A 17,201-nucleotide genomic window follows, 5' to 3' on the forward strand; every position below is an offset into this window, starting at 1 on the left:
TCCATGAACCATGCGTCCCGCACGCTGACCGACGCCCTGCTCGACCCCATCCTGAAGAACGACCCCGCCGGGCCGCGCGTGACGTTCTACGACGACGCGACCGGCGAACGGGTCGAACTGTCGGCCCTGACCCTCGCCAACTGGGCGGCCAAGACCGCCAACCTGCTGCGGGACGAGTTCGCGCTCGAACCCGGCGGCCGCGTCGCGGTGCTCCTGCCCGCACACTGGCAGACCGCCGCCGTCCTGCTCGGCGCGTGGTGGGCCGGCGCCGAGGTCGTCCTCGAACCCGACGCGGACGCCGACGTCGCCCTCGTCTCGGCTGAACACTTGGGCGACGTCGAGGACGTCCCAGAGGTCGCGGCGCTGTCGCTGGACGCGTTCGGCAGGCCCGTCCCCGACCTCCCCGTCGGCATCACCGACTACGCCACGTCCGTGCGCGTCCACGGCGATCAGTTCCGGCCGACGGTCGCCGGACCCGCACTCGCAGGCAAGGGCGTCGACGACGTCCTCGCCGCCGCACGTACCTCCGCCGAGTCACGGGGCATCACCGCAACCGATCGCGTGCTGTCCGAGGAGGCGTGGGACTCCCCCGACGCACTGATCGACGGTCTCGTCGCCGTCTTCGCCGCCGGGGCGTCACTGGTGCAGGTGACCAACGCCGACGCCGACGCGCAATCCCGGCGCGTGGGCACCGAGAAGATCACCCGTCAACTCTCCCGGTAGCCGCCGTCCGCGAGGCCCGCGGCGATCTCGAACCGGTTCCGGACACCGGGACGCCGCACCTCTTCGCACAGATAGCGCAGCGCGAACGTCCACCCGTACCTCGCCCATTGGTCGGCGTGGACCGCTTCGTGCCGCACGAGCGGCCTGGCCGGTTCCCGGCCCGTGAGAAACGCACCGCCGACGGTCGTCCCGCCGCGGGCATATCCACCCCGCATGCCGCTGCACACGAACATTCCGAACTCGTCGTCGAAGACAATGCGGGCCCCCCACATCCGGGAATACCCCAGCGCCAGGCGGGTGATCGCGGCGGACTGGAAGTTGCCCCGCGACGCGCGAATCATCTGCACTCCGCGGCTGCGTTTCATCTGCGCAGAATAGGTCAGCCCATCAGCGTGTCGCGGAGTGCCTTGTCCTTGTCGAGGACCATCTTCTCGAGCCCGTCCTGAAACGCGACCATCTGCTGCTGCAGGGCGGGGTCGGCGGCGCCGAGGATGCGGACGGCGAGCAGACCCGCGTTGCGGGCGCCGCCGATGGAGACGGTCGCCACGGGGACACCGGCGGGCATCTGCACGATCGACAGCAGCGAGTCCATGCCGTCGAGATACTTCAGTGGGACGGGCACACCGATGACCGGCAGCGGAGTGGCCGACGCGACCATGCCCGGCAGGTGGGCGGCGCCACCGGCGCCGGCGATGATCACCTGGATGCCGCGGCCGGCGGCGTCCTTCGCGTAGTCGAGCATGCGCTGCGGTGTGCGGTGCGCGGAGACGACACCGACCTCGAAGCGCACCCCGAATTCGGCGAGCGCCTCCGCGGCGGCCTCCATTGTGGGCCAGTCGGAGTCGCTGCCCATGATGAGTCCGACCTGTGCGCCCTGACGTGCTGCCGAGTCACTCACCGTGTACATCCCATCCGTCGGTCCATTCAGCGTGCGAGAGCCAATGCGCGGCGCGCTCGGCGCGCTCGCGCACTCGTGCCACGTACTCCGGGTCGTCGATCGAGCCGGGTCCGCCGACGATGTTCACGTGGCCGATCTTCCGGTCCTCGCGTTCACCCTTGCCGTAGAGGTGAATCTTTGCATCGGGCATCCGGGCGAAGAGATGGTGGACGCGTTCGTCCATGCTCATCTCGGGTGCGGTGGGCGCGCCGAGCACGTTCGCCATCACCGTGATCGGGGCGAGGGGTGCGGTGTCGCCGAGGGGATAGTCGAGAACGGCACGCAGATGCTGCTCGAACTGTGAGGTGCGGGCGCCGTCCATGGTCCAGTGGCCGGAGTTGTGCGGGCGCATCGCGAGTTCGTTGACGACGAGTGTGCCGTCGGTGGTTTCGAACAGCTCGACGGCCATGGCGCCGACCACACCGAGTTCGGACGCGATCCGCAGGGCCAGTTCCTCGGCGGCTTCGGCGACCGAGTCGGGCAGCGCGGGGGCGGGAGCGAGGACCACGGCGCACTGCCCGTGGCGTTGCACCGTCTCCACGACCGGCCAGGTGGCGCCCTGCCCGAACGGTGACCGGGCCACCATCGCGGACAGCTCGCGGCGCATCGCGACCTTCTCCTCGACGAGGAGGGATACGCCCTTGTCGAGTTGCTGGGTGACGATGCGCTCGGCTTCGTCGGAATCATCGGTGATCCACACGCCGCGGCCGTCGTAGCCGCCGCGCACCGCCTTGATGACGACCGGCCACCCGTGTTCGGCACCGAACTTGACGACGTCCTCGGCCCATGTCACCTCGGCGAAGGCAGGGACCGGCGCGCCGAGTTCGCCGAGTTTGCGGCGCATCGCCAGTTTGTCCTGCGCGTAGATGAGCGCCTGCGGCGGCGGCTGCACGTTGACGCCCTCGGCGACGAGGACGTCCAGGTGCTCGGTCGGCACGTGCTCGTGGTCGAAGGTCAGCGCGTGCGAACCGACCGCGGCCCTGCGGAGGGCCTCGAGGTCGGTGTGGCTGCCGAGGACGACGTCCGGGCTCACCTGCGCGGCGGGTTCGCCGGCGGTGCCGGACAGCACGCGCAGCGTCTGGCCGAGCGCAATTGCGGCCTGGTGAGTCATTCGCGCGAGTTGGCCGCCACCGATCATCGTCACGACGGGTTGCCCGGCGGTCAGATCGCGGGGGGTCGTGGGACGCGGTGTGGAATCAGAGTTGCCGGTCACGGGTCACTAGTTTGTCACGTCCGGCGCCGGGTTCCGCCGCCGAGGTAGGCGGGCCACAGTTTCTGTGATTCTCCTGATGATCTCGGCGTCAATTGGTGGTATCCGGTCGAACTTTCGTAAACTCATCCGTTGTGTCATTTGTCGACGGCGTCCTTGCACGCGTTCCCCAGCCCTTTCGGGCCCTCGCGTTGCGCCATCACGAACTGATCAAGTTCGCGATCGTGGGCGGCACCACCATGATCTTCGACCTCGCGATCTTCTATTCGTTGAGCCTCACGATCCTCGAAGAGAAGCCCGTTGTCGCCAAGGTTCTCTCCGGAATTCTGGCGACCGTCCTGAGTTACATCCTCAACCGCGAATGGTCGTTCAAGAATCGGGGCGGACGGGAACGCCACCACGAGGCTTTACTGTTCTTCAGCATCAGCGGGATCGGTGTTCTTCTCGCCGCTGCGCCGCTGTGGATCGCCAACAACGTGTTCGACATCCGCGCCAACCAGGAGAACCTGACCACCCTGGTCGTCGTCGACTTCGTGCTCAACTACATCATCGGCAACCTGCTGCAGATGGTGTTCCGGTTCTGGGCTCTGCGCCGGTTCGCGTTCCCGGACGAGAACGTGCACCTCATCGATCCGGATCTCGTCGACGAAGCCGCCGAGGAGCCGTCCGGCCACGCCTGATCGTCAGCGGGGCTCCCTGATCCCGGTGACCCGTGTCGGCACGTGCTCGCGGGCGATCGGGACGAAGATCGCGAACAGGGCCGGGCGGCGTCGCTGCAGTTCCAGCCGGCCACCATCGGCCTCTATGAGGGCGCGAGCCAGCGCCAGCCCCACACCGGTCGAACCGGCACCCGAGAAACCGCGGTCGAAGATGTGCGGCGCCAGGTCGTTGCTGACTCCGACGCCTTCGTCCGACACCTCCACACACACCGTGGCCTCGCGGGGTGATGTGTCGTTGCCGGGTGACCGGAGCGTCTGCCCCTGAATCAGGCGCACCGCGACCGTGCACGTTCCCGCCCCGTGCATGAGCGCATTGTCGACGAGGACGGCGACCGCCTCGCGGAGCCGCGAACCGGTGGTGGACGCCATCACGTTCGTGTCGCCCCGCAGCAGCAGCGTGCGGCCGGCGTCCTCGAAGGGCCGTTTCCAGTCGGCGATGACGACGCTGAGCTCCCGGATCACCGACACCTGGGTCTCGGTGCCGGTGCTGCGCGACGAACGGACCAGTTCGTCGATCGCGACCGTCAGTCGGTCGACCTGCGCCATCGCCTCGTCCGCCTCCACCACGACCGCGGGGTCCGAGTGCACGGACAGTTCGTCGAGCCGGAGACGGACGGCCGTCAGCCGGCTGCGGAGCTGATGGGAGACATCCGCGACGAGTGCGTGTTCGCGCTGCAGCCGTCCCGCGATTTCGACGGTCGCGGAGTCGAGGACGTCGGAGACGCGGTCGAGTTCGGGGATGTCGTGGCGCCGCACGTCGGGCCGGAAGTCGCCCTCGGCGAGGCGGGCCGCCCGGTCGGCGACGTCCCGGAGCGGGTCGGCGAGCCGCTTCGCGGTGACATACGCGACCACGGTCCCGGCGGCGATGGACACGAGCACCAGCAGGGCGACGGCCCCGACCGCCTGCCGTTGCTGGGTGCGCATCTCGTCCGACGGCACCTCGAGACGGAGCGAACCGGACGTGCCCATCGCGAGGGACTCCACGAGCGGCGATTGCACGGCGGGCTCACCGATGTCCACGCGGGCGGCGCCGTCGTCGGTGGTCGGATACACCACGACGAGCCGTCCCCCGGCCGGGGTCAGCAAGCGCAGGGAGTTCGTGTCGAGGTCGCCCTCGACGACGCCGTTGACGCCCTCCTGATTGATGATCTCGGTCGCCATCCGGTCGAGCCGGACCTGGAGATCGCTGCGGTTGAAATCCTCGACCCACAACCATGCCGTGTAGATGAGCGGCACACCGAGCAGCAGCGCCGTCAGGATCACGACTGCGAGGATCGACTGGAGAATTCTGCGGCGCACTACCCCGCCTAGTCGGTGTTGATGCGGAAGCCGACGCCGCGGACCGTCGCGATGCGACGCTCGGCGGCGGGGCCCTCGTCACCGATCTTCCGGCGTAGCCACGACATGTGCATGTCGAGGGTCTTCGAGCCGCGCAGTTCCACGTCGCCCCAGACCTCCGCGAGGATGGTGTCGCGGGACACCACCTGGCCCGCGTGCTCGAGCAGGACCCGGAGCAGTTCGTACTCCTTGTTGGCGAGGGCGATCTCGGTTCCGTTGACGAGCACCCGGCGGGCCGCGGGCTCGAGCCGGATGCCGCCGACCTCGACGACCGAGTCCTCACCGCCGCCGCGACGCCGCAGCAGGGCGCGCACGCGGGCCATCAACTCCGCCAACCGGAACGGCTTGCCCACGTAGTCGTCGGCGCCCGCGTCGAGGCCGACGACGAAGTCGACCTCGTCGGTGCGTGCGGTGAGCATGAGCACCGCCAGTTCCGAACTGTGGGCGCGCACTTGCCTGCACACCTCGAGTCCGTCCATGCCGGGCAGGCCGAGGTCCAGGATCAGCAGGTCGTATGCACCGTCGAGGGCCTGCTCCAGCGCTGCCGGGCCGGTCTGCTCGATGGTGACGTCGTATCCCTCCCGGCCCAGTGCCCGCGACAGCGGGGCGGCAATGGCTTCGTCATCTTCGGCAAGCAAAACTGCAGTCACCTCCACAGCGTACGGAGGCGCGGAGACCGCTGTGTCCGGTTACCAGCCTTTGCCGGTGTCGGCGTCGCCACGCGGGTCGTCGCGCTCGTGGTCACGGTGAAGATCCATCGCGTCGAACACCTGGTGGTAGAGCAGCGAATGGACGCGCTGGACGTCGGGGATGTCGTCGAATTCCAGCGGATCGTCGGAAGAGGACACGATGACGAGCGTTCCGGTGCGGAGCATTCGGTCGAGGAGGCCGTGCCGGAACTGGACGTTGCTGATGCGCCCCATGGGGATGTCGATCCCGGTGTGTGTCATCACACCCTGGCGGATGAGGACGCGACGGTCGGTGACGATGAAGTGGGTGAACTTCCAGCTGAGAAACGGCGCGACGCAGCGCCATACGACCAGCGCGAGCCACAGCGCGAGGATGACGACGAGCACGACGGTCAACGCGGAACCGTCCAGCTTGTTCTCCGCGAAGCCCGCCGCGAAACCCGCTACTGCCGTCGCCAGCAGGAAGGTGACGGCCGGAAGCAGCAGCATCTTCCAGTGCGGATGACGGTGAAGCAGCAGTTCTTCGTCCTCGGCAAGGGCGTCCTCCGGATATCCCATGCGAAGAGTGTGCCTCTACCGCATGCGGCTGAGCACGATCGGGGTGACGACGATGATGATGCCGTACAGCACCATCCACACTCCGACCACGATCACGAATACCTCGAGCGACAGTTCGGGCTGCAGAAGCACGATGGCCCCGGCGACAACGCTGATCACCCCGAGCACGATGGTCAGCCCGCGATCCGCGACCGAACCCGACGCGCCCGCGACGATGTCGAGGACGCCGCGGAACACCCACCACGCACCGACGACGAGCGCGATGATCACGACCGTCTGGAGGGGGCTCCGCAGTACGAGGAACGCCAGAAGTATTGCGAGGGCGCCGGATACGCCCACCAGTGTGCGCGTTCCACCTCCGGCGTCGACGTCGGCGAACGCCCGGATGATCTGGACGATGCCGAATCCGAAGAATTGGATGGCGATCAGGACGGCCAGCACGGTGAGCGTGACGTGCGGCCAGACGAGCACTGCGATGCCCAGTCCCAGGGTGAGCAGACCGAGCACCACCGTGAGGCCGGTCAACGTGCGCCGGGCTGCGATGACAGAGGACTCCGGAATTGAGGTACTCATGTACCACAGTGTCGCACTAATCGGTGCGCACCGGGCGTAAATGTGTGATGTCACCTGCGGAGACGGCGACCGTGCCGGGTTGGCCGTCCGGCGCGATCACGACCCGCCCCTCGGCGTCGACGTCCGTGGCGATGCCGATCAGCTCACGCCCGCCGGGCAGTTCGGCGCGCACCCGCTGACCGAGGGTGCCGCAGCGCGCGCGGTAGGCCTCCGCGAGTTCGGTGACGTCCCAGTTGGAGTCGTGCCATTGCTGCCAGCGGTCGGCGATCGCGCGGAGCACCGCACGTACGAGGGTGTCACGGTCGCTGACCTCGGCGTCTTCGAGCACGAGCGACGTCGCGTGTGCCACGGGAAGTTCGTCTCTCGTGAGGCTGACGTTGAGTCCGATCCCGACGACCACCGCGGGATCCGGTGTGGTGGCGGACACCTCGGCGAGGATCCCGGCGACCTTGCGACCGTCGATCAGGACGTCGTTGGGCCACTTCAGTTCCGCGGGTACCTTCGCGACGGCACGCAGCGCATCGACGACGGCGACTCCGGTCAGGAGCGGCAGCCACCCCATGTCACCCACCCCCATCCCCGGCATCGTCAGGAGCGCGGAGACCGCGATCTGTGCCTGCGGCGGGCTCACCCAGGCGCGCGAGTGGCGGCCCCGGCCGCTGCCCTGGAATTCGGCGAGCAGCACGTGCCGGTCGCTGTTCGACGCCGCGGCCCGCGCGAGAAGGTCCGCGTTGGTGGACCCGGTCTCCTGGACGACGTCGAGCCGCGACCAGAACCTGCGGGTATCGCTGTCGTCGTCACCGCGGACGAGCGCAGCCCGCAGATTGTCGGCGTTGAGCGGGGGTCGGTTCAGGTCGGTCCACATCCCCACAGCCTAGGACGAGCAGGAAAAGGTACTGGTCAGTAGCCGGGTCGGGGCAACGTGCCGCCTGACCACCTCCCTTGCCGGAACGTCGCCCGCTCTCGTTAAGCTGACCTGTCATGACCACTGTTGAGGAGCCGAGCGCGGCGGAGTCGGCGAGTACGCCCGATATTCACACGACGGCGGGAAAGCTCGCCGACCTGCGTAATCGTCAGGCCCAGGCGCAGCACCCGAGCGGTGAAGCCGCGGTCGAGAAGGTCCACGCCAAGGGCAAGCTCACCGCCCGCGAACGCATCACCGCCCTGCTCGACGACGGCTCGTTCGTCGAACTCGACGCCCTCGCCCGGCACCGCAGCGTGAACTTCGGCCTCGCCGACAACCGCCCCGTCGGCGACGGCGTCGTCACCGGCTACGGCACCGTCGACGGCCGCGACGTGTGCGTGTTCTCCCAGGACGCCACCGTCTTCGGCGGCTCCCTCGGCGAAATCTACGGCGAAAAAATCGTCAAGGTCATGGACCTCGCCCTCAAGACCGGCCGCCCCCTGATCGGCATCAACGAAGGCGCCGGCGCCCGCATCCAGGAAGGCGTCGTCTCCCTCGGGTTGTACGGCGAAATCTTCCACCGCAACGTCCAAGCCTCCGGCGTCATCCCGCAGATCTCCCTGATCATGGGCCCCGCCGCCGGCGGCCACGTGTACTCCCCCGCCCTGACCGACTTCGTCGTCATGGTCGACCAGACCTCCCAGATGTTCGTCACCGGCCCCGACGTGATCAAGACCGTCACCGGCGAAGACGTCACCATGGAAGATCTCGGCGGCGCCCACACCCACATGGTCAAGTCCGGCGTCGCCCACTACGTCGCCTCCGGCGAACAGGACGCCCTGGACTACGTCAAGGACCTGCTGTCCTACCTGCCGTCCAACAACCAGGCCGCCGCCCCCCGGATGATCCCCACCGACCCGATCACCGGAGCCCTCGAAGACTCGCTCACCGCCGAGGACCTCGAACTCGACACCCTCATCCCGGACTCGGCGAACCAGCCCTACGACATGCACGAGGTCATCCGCCGCATCCTCGACGACGACGAATTCCTCGAGGTCCAGGCCGAACGCGCCGGCAACATCGTCGTCGGCTTCGGCCGCGTCGACGGCCGCTCCGTCGGCATCGTCGCCAACCAGCCCACCGTCTTCGCCGGCTGCCTCGACATCGACGCCTCCGAAAAGGCGGCCCGGTTCGTGCGCACCTGCGACGCGTTCAACGTCCCCATCATCACCCTCGTCGACGTCCCCGGATTCCTGCCCGGCACCGACCAGGAATACAACGGCATCATCCGCCGCGGCGCGAAACTGCTCTACGCCTACGGCGAGGCCACCGTCGGGAAGATCACCGTCATCACCCGCAAGGCCTACGGCGGCGCCTACGACGTGATGGGCTCCAAGCACATGGGCGCCGACGTCAACCTGGCCTGGCCCACCGCCCAGATCGCCGTGATGGGCGCCTCCGGCGCCGTCGGGTTCGTCTACCGCAAACAACTGCTCGAGGCCGCCCGCAACGGTGACGACGTCGACGCCCTGCGCCTGCAACTGCAACAGGAATACGAAGACACCCTCGTCAACCCGTACGTCGCCGCCGAACGCGGCTACGTCGACGCCGTCATCCCCCCGTCCCACACCCGCGGACAGATCGTGGCCGCCCTGCGCCTGCTCGAACGCAAAATGGTCACCCTCCCGCCCAAGAAGCATGGGAACATCCCGCTATGAGCGTCGGCGAATCATTGGACAGAGTGACCGCCCTCACCGAGGACGACGTGCGCACCGACAGCGGAGCGAACGCGGCGTCGTCGGTCAACGGATCCGCGGCAGACACGACGCTCTCGGACAGCGTGGCTACCGACGCGCCGGGTGACGGGGATGTCGCCGCGCCCGGCGAGCCTTTCCTGACCGTGGTCAGGGGTTCCCCGTCCGACGAGGAGATCGCGGCGCTCGTCGCGGTGCTCTCCGCGGTCGCAGCGGCGGGCAGCGGCGACCCGGATTCGTACCTCCCACCCGAGTCCTGGGGTGCCCCCACTCGCATGCATCGCAGCAACGCCCCGTTCTCCCCGTACGCATTCCCGAACGTGTCGGCGTACCGGCGTTGATCAGGGCCTCGTGACGTCCTTCGTTCTCGCCTCGGCATCCCCGGCGCGGCTGGCCGTGTTGCGCAGCGCCGGGGTGGAACCGGTGGTGCGGGTCTCCGGAGTCGACGAGGATGCGATCATCGCGGCACTCGGTGCCGAAGCAGCCCCCGAGCACGTCGTCACCGAACTGGCGCGCGCGAAGGCGAACGACGTCCTCCCGGTTCTCGCGCGGGACGGGATCTCCGACGCGGTAGTCGTCGGATGCGACTCCATGTTGCTCATCGACGGCTCCCTGCAAGGTAAACCGGGAACCGTCGACGTCGCCCGTGCCCGCTGGTCGGCGATGGCAGGCCGGAGCGCGACCCTGCTCACCGGGCACAGCGTCCTGCGCCTCGTGAACGGAACGGTCGTGGGCGACGCGCACGACCACAGCGCGACCGTCGTCCATTTCGCGAGCCCGCCCGACGCGGATCTGGAGGCCTACCTCGCGACGGGCGAACCACTCCAGGTTGCGGGTGCGTTCACCCTGGACAGCCTCGGCGGATGGTTCGTGGACCGCATCGAGGGCGATCCGTCCAGTGTGATCGGCATCGGACTGCCCCTCGTCCGCACGTTGCTCGCGGAGGTCGGAGTCGGTGTCGCCGAACTGTGGGCGACGTCAGGCCACGCCGACTGACACGTCGTCGGCCGGTTGATTGCGGCGCGGCAGCGTCAGCGACGCCACACCGATCGCCGCGGCGACCGCCGCGATGATCCAGAGGATTCGGCGTTCCGCCTGGAGGAACGCCTCACCCGCCGCGCTGCGGGTCGATTCCCGTGCAGCCACTACATCGGAATCGGCGATCTGCTGCTGCGCCGCTCCGAGCGAGGCGCCCCCGGATCCCAGCGACCGGCACTCATCGGGCACCTTCATCGGGGACGTGGACCCGAGCTGTTCCGTCGCGCACCGCACGAACGTCTCCTCCGCACGCGGGATCAGCCCCGGCGGCACCCCGACCGCGGCGAGCTCAGCGGTCAGCGCAGGCCGTTCCGCCTGGACCGCATCTGCGGACTGCGTCGCGACGAGATTGAAGAACACCACCCCGATCACCGCGAGCCCGATCGAACTGCCCACCTGCTGGACGGTCGGGAGTAGGCCCGACACCGAACCCGCGTTCTGCGGCTGCACGGTCGCGAGAATCGCCGTCTGGAGCGGTGCCACGAACAGTCCGAGGCCGGCTCCCCCGACGAACAGTGGGCCGGCCAGCGCCGACCAGCGCGGATCGGTTCCCTCGTGCAGCAGTTGCGCCGAAAGCACGACGAGGGAGCCGGCGAACAAGGCCATTCCCAACGGCAGGACGAGGTTGCCGATGCGCCGGTAGACCACGGCGGAGGCCAGCGCGGCGAGGCCCGTCCCCAGCGCCCAGGGCAACGTCATCACACCTGCCCGCAGCGGGGAGAACCCGAACCCGAACTGCAGGGTGAGGGAGATGGTGAAGATCAGCGATGTGAGCGTGCCGAAGAACACGAACGCGATGGCCGCGCCGAGGGAGAACGCGCGGTCGGTGAACAACTGCAGTCGCAGGACGGGGTCGCCGCCGCGGCGCCCGAGTCGCCACTCGTAGACGACGAACGCGATCAGCACCGGTACCGAACACAGCAGCATCACTACGATGGTCGTCGGCCAGCCCCGTTCCCGGCCCTCGGCCAGCGGAAAGATCAGGAGGAACAATCCGAGCGCCGACAGCACGGCGCCGCCCATGTCGAGGCTCCGCGCTTCGCGGCGGCCGGTGCCACCGCCGTGGACCACGTCGGGCTTCGCGTCGACGAGATAGAAGTACCCGAGGACCAGCGCGGCGAGTCCGAGCGGGAGGTTGACGAAGAAGATCAACCGCCACCCCCAGCCGAACAGATCCCACTGAATGAGAAGCCCGCCGACGAGGGGACCACAGATCGTGGCGAGCCCGATGGTCGCGCCGTAAATACCGAACACGCGCGGATGGGACCGTTTCGGGAAGAGCCCCGAGATGATGGCGAACGTCTGCGCTGACATCGATCCCGCGGCCAGACCCTGCAGCGCGCGGGACGCGACGAGAGCGGTCGGCGACTGCGCCAGTCCACACAGCAGCGAGGCGGTCACGAACACGGCCAGCGCGGTCAAGAAGACCCGGCGCCGTCCGAGCAGGTCCCCCAATCGTGCGGCCGTGATCAGGGAGCACGCGAACGACAGTGTGTAGACGCTGACCATGAGTAGCTGCGCCGACACCGAAGCCCCAAGATCGACCGCGATGCTCGGAAGCGCGACGTTGACGATGGTCGCGTCCAGCAGTTGCATGAACACGGCGGCGAGACTGGTGGCCAGACCCAGCCACGGAACCCACCGACCGAGTTCACCCCGATAGAGTGCATCACGCTGAGTCGCAGGCATCGAGACAGGCTAGCGGCTCGGCACTCACGGAAAGCTGTGCGGTCGCTCGAAGGTTGCTGCATGGTACGTGAGGAACTTGCAGCGCACGACCCTTGTGCTCGACACTTGACTGGATCGGGACCGACCTGCAATCAGTCTCATACTTCTCTACCTCTCGCGGTAAGGCACCCGGTGCCGCATCCTGTTGCGAGAAGTCCGCGCCACACCGACCGAACTCGCAACCTCTCAATCGACACATCAGGAGCCGCTCGATGGACTTGAACTTGATCACCCACTGGAAGCCGGAGCCTGGGCGGGTCGTCGAGTGGAAAGTCACGGATACGAGTGCACGGGCGGCTGCCGTGGCGCCGGTGGATCCGGCACTGCCGACCACCATGCAGGAGCGGCACCTGCGGCGCGCACGATTGGCGGCGAACAACGGGGAGACCCAGTCGCCCTGGATCGGCATCGCCTTCGACTTCCCCGGCAGGCTCGACACCGAGGCGATGACTCGCTCCCTCGAGCGGTACGTCCTGCGCCACGACACGCTGCACAGCTGGTTCTCCTTCGCGAACGCCGACGCCGACCCGACGGACACGAGCAACGCCGTCCGTCGGCACGTCGTGCCCGCCGACTCCATCGCGCTCGTCCCGCACGAGGGCGAGACCCTCACCACCTCCGAGCAGGTCCGCGACCACATCGCGGCGCGCTTCGCGAACGACACGAGCGCGCTCGGCTGGCCTGCCTTCGTGTTCGGTGTCGTCGAGCACTACGACACCGAGGCGCCTGCAGCGGACGACAGCTTCACCCTGTTCCACGCCGTCGATCACGCCCACACCGACATGCAGTCGATGATCCTCACCTTCGCCGAGACGCGGATCATCTATCAGGCAGAACTCGACGGCACCTCGCCGGAACTGCCCGCACCGGGCAGTTACGTGGAGTACAGCCGGAAGGAACGGGAGAAGGCGGCGACGCTGACCCTCGCCTCTCCCGAGGTGCACGGCTGGATCGGGCACCTGACCCGCAACGGCGGGACCTTCCCGAGCTTCCCCCTGGACCTCGGCGCCGCCGACGCACCCCAGCCGGCCATCGGAAGCCGTTTCGACCTCGCCGACGCCGACGAGTGCGAGCGGTTCGGCGCCGTGTGCAAGGCCAACGGGTCCAACTTCATCGGCGGGGTGTTCGCGGCTCTCGCCATTACCGAACACGAACTGGTCGGGCGCGACCGCTACATGGCTCTGTCTCCCGTGACCACCCGCAACGATCCGCAGTTCTACTGGTCCCAGGGGTGGTTCATCAATCTCGTTCCGGTCGGGTTCGCCCCTCGGGGATGCCGCGACGTTCACCGGTCTCGCCCAGCGCGCACAGGCCGCCTACCGGTCGGGCAAGGCGCTCGGCGAAGTGTCCGTTCAGCAGGTGATCGACACCGTGCTCACTCACGCCGGTCCGGAGGCGATGTCGCAGCACACCACACTGGCTCCGCCCCCGATCGTGTCGTACATCGACGGGCGCCGGTTGCCGCAGACCGAGAATTTCGTGTCGACCCGGGCGACCGGCATCGTCGGGGGCAAGGCCACGCAGATCGCGTCGATCTGGATCAACCGGGTCCTCGAGGGCACATGGATGGCGATCTCGCATCCGGATACCGACGCGGCGCACCGGTCCGTCACCGCGTACGCCGAACGGTTGTCGACCGTCATGAAAACCGTGGCCCGGGAGGGCGATTACACGGTCTCGCCGTTCGCACCGGTGGCCGCGGGCTCGCCGACTGCCGCAGGGGCGGAGTAGTGCACGTCACGTCGATCGATCGGTACATGCTCGAACCCGGCCTGGTGACGGAATGGTCCGTCGCACCGGGTGCGGTCTCCCCGTCCGCGGTGCCACCGTCGTACAACCAGCAGTTCCATCTCGATACCGCGCGCACGCACGGCGTCGGCCGAAGCGTCTGGATGGCAGCAGCTTTCGACCTTCCCGGCAAACTCGACCGGGACGCGCTCGCGCAGGCGCTGGTGCATTTCATTCGGCGCCACGACACACTGCAGACCGGGTTCGACGTGAGTCCGGACGCGATGGAGCGGGTGGATCTCGATCCCGAGGACATCATGGTGGTCGCGTCCGAGTCGTCGGTGACGACGTCATCGCACGAACTCCGCGAGCATCTGCGGTTTCGCTTCACCGCAGCGTGCGATCCGCTGACCTTCCCGGCCTACCTGTTCGCGACGATCGAACGCGATTCCCACTACACGGTGGTCAGTGCGTTCGATCACACTCTCGTCGACGGATATTCACTGGTCATCGCGCTGGGCGAACTCCGGCAGATCTATCAGAAACTCGTCGGACTCGGCGGCGCGGGCGTGCTCACCGAGGCGGATCTGACGGCGGAACTCGGCGATCCCGGGAGTTTCCTGCGGTACTGCGAACTCGAGGCCGAGGCGCCCGTCACCGAGATCGGTGACCCCCGGGTGCGCGAATGGGCACGCTTCTACGAGAGGTGCGGCGGAACCGCGCCCAGTTTTCCGCTCGACCTCGGTGTCGAGGCGGGCAAACCCGCCCCGCAGGGCGCCGACGTCCGGCCCCTCCTCGACGCGGCAGGCACCGAGCGGTTCGAGGAGATATGCCTCGATTCCGGGGGCAGCCTCTTCACCGGCACGCTCACCGCGATGGGGATGGCGGTGCAGTCGATCAACGGCGTCTCCCGGATGCCGTTGCAGTTTCCCCTGCACATTCGCCAGGACCCGCAGTGGGCCAACGCAATCGGGTGGCTCACGACGAGCGCGCCGCTGACGGTCGAACTGACACCCGACTGCGATTTCCAGTCGTCACTGGCGCACACTCACGCCTCGTTCCGCACCGCGCTCACCCTGAAGGGTGTGACGATGGCTCAGGTGAGGGAGGCGCTCGGCGACGGATACCGCCGCACCCGCACCGACGTGTTCATGGTCTCGTACATCGACTACCGCCGGCTGCCGGGCACGGACGATCACGACCAGCTGAACGCGCACCACATCAGCAATGTGACGGTCGCGGACGACGCCCAGTTCTGGATCTCACGCACTCAGCGGGGTCTCGCCCTGCGATCGAGGTTCCCGGAGACGTCGACGGCGCGGCGTGCGGTCACGGAGTTCCTCGTGCGGCTGCGCGAGATCATGCAGGACATCTGCGAGAACGGCGTCACGCCCATCGCGGAGCTCACCAGTCAGCTGAACCTGGAGGGCACTCCGGTCGTCTGAGGGCCGGTGGGATCGAGCAGCCGCCTGCGCATCGCGCGTGCGATGGTGGCTGCCTCCCGGGTGGCCCGCTGTGCGACGTCACCGTCGAACAGTTCCTCGACGCTCGAGGCCCACAACTCGACCCACCGGTCGAAGTGGAGGGCGGTGAAGCCGTGACTGCCGTGCAGCGCCAGGTGCACGGCAGCGACGCTGCCGCGATAGGTGCCGGTGCGGAACAGGACCGTCTCCCAGAAGTCGCACATGACGCTCGCGGTGATCGTCCACGCCGACCACCGCGAGCGTCTCGAAGGCCGGTTCGAGAATCGGGTCGGCGAATGCCCGGCCGTAGAAGTGCCGGAGAAGAACTTCCAGGTCGGCGCGCGTCGAGATGTCGGGCATGTGGCCTCCGTTCGGAAGCGAATGTACGCCCCGGCCGTGGCTCCCTCACGGCCCGCGGACGGTGACTGTGAACGCCGGTCGGACGAACTTCCGGCGTCCGCATAGAATTGATGCGTCCCCGCCGCATCTGCCCCAGGAGCCCACCCGTGCCCGTAGCGCCAGATCCAACCCAGTCCTTCGCCGAGTACGCCAACCCCGGTCGACTCGTGTCGACGGAGTGGCTCTCCGCGAATCTGGGAACGCCCGGCCTCAAGGTCGTGGAGTCGGACGAGGACGTGCTCCTCTACGACGTCGGCCACATTCCCGGCGCCGTCAAGGTCGACTGGCACCTCGATCTCAACGATCAGGTGACGCGTGACTACATCAACGGTGAGCAGTTCGCCGACCTGATGAGCCGCAAGGGCATCAGCCGCGACGACACCATCGTCATCTACGGCGACAAGAGCAACTGGTGGGCGGCGTACGCACTCTGGGTGTTCACGCTCTTCGGCCACGAGGACGTCCGTCTCCTCGACGGCGGCCGCGATGCGTGGATCGCCGAGAACCGGGACACCGCGTTCGACGTCCCCGAGACGTCCCCCACCGATTACCCGGTGGTCGAGCGCAACGACGCCCCGATCCGCGCGTTCAAGGACGACGTTCTCGATCACCTCGGCGAGGGACCGCTGATCGACGTGCGTTCGCCCCAGGAGTACACCGGCGAACGCACCCACATGCCCGACTACCCCGAGGAAGGGGCCCTGCGCGGCGGGCACATTCCGAGTGCGCTGAGCATTCCGTGGGCCAAGGCGGCAGCACCCGACAGCCGTTTCCGTTCGCGCGGTGAGCTGAACGAGATCTACGGCGGTGTCTCCGCCGACGACGCCATCGTGGCGTACTGCCGTATCGGTGAGCGGTCCAGCCACACGTGGTTCGTCCTCACCCACCTGCTCGGTTACCCGAACGTGCGCAACTACGACGGTTCGTGGACGGAGTGGGGCAACATGGTTCGCGTTCCCATCGTCAGGGGTGAAGAGCCGGGAGATGTTCCCGGCGCGTCGTCATGACCGCATTACCCGATTCGCTTGCCGAGATCGTCGACGACTTCGCCGCCGTCGACGGTTCGGACAAGCTGCAGTTGCTGCTGGAGTTCAGCCGCGAACTGGCGCCCCTGCCCGCAGAACTCGCGCAGGACGCGATGGAACCGGTACCCGAGTGCCAATCCCCGCTGTTCCTGTCGGTCGACGACTCCGACCCGGAGCATGTGCGGCTGCATTTCAGCGCCCCCGCGGAAGCGCCGACGACGCGGGGATTCGCGTCGATTCTGCACCAGGGGTTGGACGGGCACAGCGCTGCCGCCATCCTGGGAGTCCCGGACGATTTCTACTCCGCACTGGGGCTCGCCGACGCCGTCAGTCCGCTGCGACTGCGTGGCATGTCCGCGATGCTCGCCCGAATCAAGCGCCACCTTCGCGGCTAGGCAGGACCTGAACACACACT

19 protein-coding genes are annotated in these 17,201 nt (G+C 67.9%); 9 read left to right on the forward strand and 10 right to left on the reverse strand.

Annotated features, from left to right (window positions below):
- The first annotated feature begins 3 nt into the window (after nt 1-3).
- A complete protein-coding gene (locus tag H0B43_RS05230; RefSeq protein ID WP_185730092.1) occupies nt 4-723 on the forward strand; it encodes a TIGR03089 family protein in 720 nt (239 codons plus the stop codon).
- Here the strand turns inward: H0B43_RS05230 and H0B43_RS05235 are convergent.
- From H0B43_RS05235 to H0B43_RS05245, 3 genes are read right to left on the reverse strand one after another with little or no spacing between them, the layout of a single operon-like run.
- The gene (locus tag H0B43_RS05235) at nt 708-1,088 is read right to left on the reverse strand and encodes a hypothetical protein (protein WP_185729000.1); all 381 of its coding nucleotides are present in this window, start codon (nt 1,086-1,088) and stop codon (nt 708-710) included. The genes H0B43_RS05230 and H0B43_RS05235 overlap by 16 nt on opposite strands.
- 14 nt (nt 1,089-1,102) lie before the next feature.
- A complete protein-coding gene (purE, locus tag H0B43_RS05240) occupies nt 1,103-1,630 on the reverse strand; it encodes a 5-(carboxyamino)imidazole ribonucleotide mutase (RefSeq protein ID WP_185728999.1) in 528 nt (175 codons plus the stop codon).
- Nucleotides 1,614-2,873: a 5-(carboxyamino)imidazole ribonucleotide synthase gene (locus tag H0B43_RS05245; RefSeq protein WP_185728998.1), complete on the reverse strand. Its 1,260-nt coding sequence runs from the start codon at nt 2,871-2,873 to the stop codon at nt 1,614-1,616. The genes purE and H0B43_RS05245 overlap by 17 nt, the downstream gene beginning before the upstream one ends.
- A 131-nt stretch (nt 2,874-3,004) precedes the next feature.
- On the opposite strand from H0B43_RS05245, the gene H0B43_RS05250 reads away from it, so the two are divergent.
- Nucleotides 3,005-3,550 (forward strand): GtrA family protein, encoded by a 546-nt coding sequence (locus tag H0B43_RS05250; RefSeq protein ID WP_185728997.1) that lies wholly within the window; start codon nt 3,005-3,007, stop codon nt 3,548-3,550.
- Nucleotides 3,551-3,553: 3 nt separating this feature from the next.
- Here the strand turns inward: H0B43_RS05250 and H0B43_RS05255 are convergent, their stop codons facing one another.
- Genes H0B43_RS05255 through H0B43_RS05275 form a run of 5 tightly spaced genes read right to left on the reverse strand, consistent with a single transcriptional unit; the run spans nt 3,554 to nt 7,612 of the window.
- The gene (locus tag H0B43_RS05255; RefSeq protein WP_185728996.1) at nt 3,554-4,888 is read right to left on the reverse strand and encodes a HAMP domain-containing sensor histidine kinase; all 1,335 of its coding nucleotides are present in this window, start codon (nt 4,886-4,888) and stop codon (nt 3,554-3,556) included.
- A gap of 8 nt (nt 4,889-4,896) precedes the next feature.
- Complete coding sequence (locus H0B43_RS05260; protein WP_025432276.1) at nt 4,897-5,577, reverse strand: response regulator transcription factor; 681 nt, start codon at nt 5,575-5,577, stop codon at nt 4,897-4,899.
- Nucleotides 5,578-5,616: 39 nt separating this feature from the next.
- Nucleotides 5,617-6,174, reverse strand: coding sequence for a PH domain-containing protein (locus tag H0B43_RS05265; protein ID WP_185728995.1), 558 nt, complete (start codon nt 6,172-6,174; stop codon nt 5,617-5,619).
- Between the two features lie 15 nt (nt 6,175-6,189).
- Nucleotides 6,190-6,747, reverse strand: coding sequence for an HdeD family acid-resistance protein (locus tag H0B43_RS05270; RefSeq protein ID WP_185728994.1), 558 nt, complete (start codon nt 6,745-6,747; stop codon nt 6,190-6,192).
- A gap of 16 nt (nt 6,748-6,763) precedes the next feature.
- Complete coding sequence (locus tag H0B43_RS05275; RefSeq protein WP_185728993.1) at nt 6,764-7,612, reverse strand: biotin--[acetyl-CoA-carboxylase] ligase; 849 nt, start codon at nt 7,610-7,612, stop codon at nt 6,764-6,766.
- 116 nt (nt 7,613-7,728) lie between these two features.
- Between H0B43_RS05275 and H0B43_RS05280 the strand changes: the two genes are divergently transcribed.
- From H0B43_RS05280 to H0B43_RS05290, 3 genes are read left to right on the forward strand one after another with little or no spacing between them, the layout of a single operon-like run.
- Entirely contained in the window at nt 7,729-9,369 is a 1,641-nt protein-coding gene (locus tag H0B43_RS05280) for an acyl-CoA carboxylase subunit beta (protein WP_185728992.1), read from the forward strand.
- A gap of 23 nt (nt 9,370-9,392) precedes the next feature.
- Entirely contained in the window at nt 9,393-9,746 is a 354-nt protein-coding gene (locus H0B43_RS05285; RefSeq protein WP_185730090.1) for an acyl-CoA carboxylase subunit epsilon, read from the forward strand.
- A gap of 10 nt (nt 9,747-9,756) precedes the next feature.
- Nucleotides 9,757-10,401: a nucleoside triphosphate pyrophosphatase gene (locus H0B43_RS05290; protein WP_185728991.1), complete on the forward strand. Its 645-nt coding sequence runs from the start codon at nt 9,757-9,759 to the stop codon at nt 10,399-10,401.
- On the opposite strand, the gene H0B43_RS05295 is transcribed toward H0B43_RS05290, so the two are convergent.
- Complete coding sequence (locus H0B43_RS05295) at nt 10,384-12,132, reverse strand: MFS transporter (protein ID WP_185728990.1); 1,749 nt, start codon at nt 12,130-12,132, stop codon at nt 10,384-10,386. The two genes, H0B43_RS05290 and H0B43_RS05295, sit on opposite strands and share 18 nt — an antisense overlap.
- A gap of 251 nt (nt 12,133-12,383) precedes the next feature.
- On the opposite strand from H0B43_RS05295, the gene H0B43_RS41305 reads away from it, so the two are divergent.
- Nucleotides 12,384-15,344: a condensation domain-containing protein gene (locus tag H0B43_RS41305; protein WP_252189860.1), complete on the forward strand. Its 2,961-nt coding sequence runs from the start codon at nt 12,384-12,386 to the stop codon at nt 15,342-15,344.
- Here H0B43_RS41305 and H0B43_RS05310 read toward each other — a convergent pair.
- The gene (locus H0B43_RS05310; protein ID WP_312033919.1) at nt 15,311-15,586 is read right to left on the reverse strand and encodes a group III truncated hemoglobin; all 276 of its coding nucleotides are present in this window, start codon (nt 15,584-15,586) and stop codon (nt 15,311-15,313) included. The two genes, H0B43_RS41305 and H0B43_RS05310, sit on opposite strands and share 34 nt — an antisense overlap.
- Between H0B43_RS05310 and H0B43_RS42775 the strand changes: the two genes are divergently transcribed.
- From H0B43_RS42775 to H0B43_RS05320, 3 genes are read left to right on the forward strand one after another with little or no spacing between them, the layout of a single operon-like run.
- A complete protein-coding gene (locus tag H0B43_RS42775; RefSeq protein WP_312033918.1) occupies nt 15,585-15,827 on the forward strand; it encodes a hypothetical protein in 243 nt (80 codons plus the stop codon). The two genes, H0B43_RS05310 and H0B43_RS42775, sit on opposite strands and share 2 nt — an antisense overlap.
- 41 nt (nt 15,828-15,868) lie before the next feature.
- Nucleotides 15,869-16,768: a sulfurtransferase gene (locus tag H0B43_RS05315; protein ID WP_185728988.1), complete on the forward strand. Its 900-nt coding sequence runs from the start codon at nt 15,869-15,871 to the stop codon at nt 16,766-16,768.
- Nucleotides 16,765-17,181: a SufE family protein gene (locus H0B43_RS05320; protein ID WP_185728987.1), complete on the forward strand. Its 417-nt coding sequence runs from the start codon at nt 16,765-16,767 to the stop codon at nt 17,179-17,181. The genes H0B43_RS05315 and H0B43_RS05320 overlap by 4 nt, the downstream gene beginning before the upstream one ends.
- The last annotated feature ends 20 nt before the right edge of the window (nt 17,182-17,201 follow it).

Source organism: Rhodococcus sp. 4CII (assembly GCF_014256275.1).
In the GTDB taxonomy this organism is placed as follows: Bacteria; Actinomycetota; Actinomycetes; order Mycobacteriales; family Mycobacteriaceae; genus Rhodococcus_F; species Rhodococcus_F wratislaviensis_A.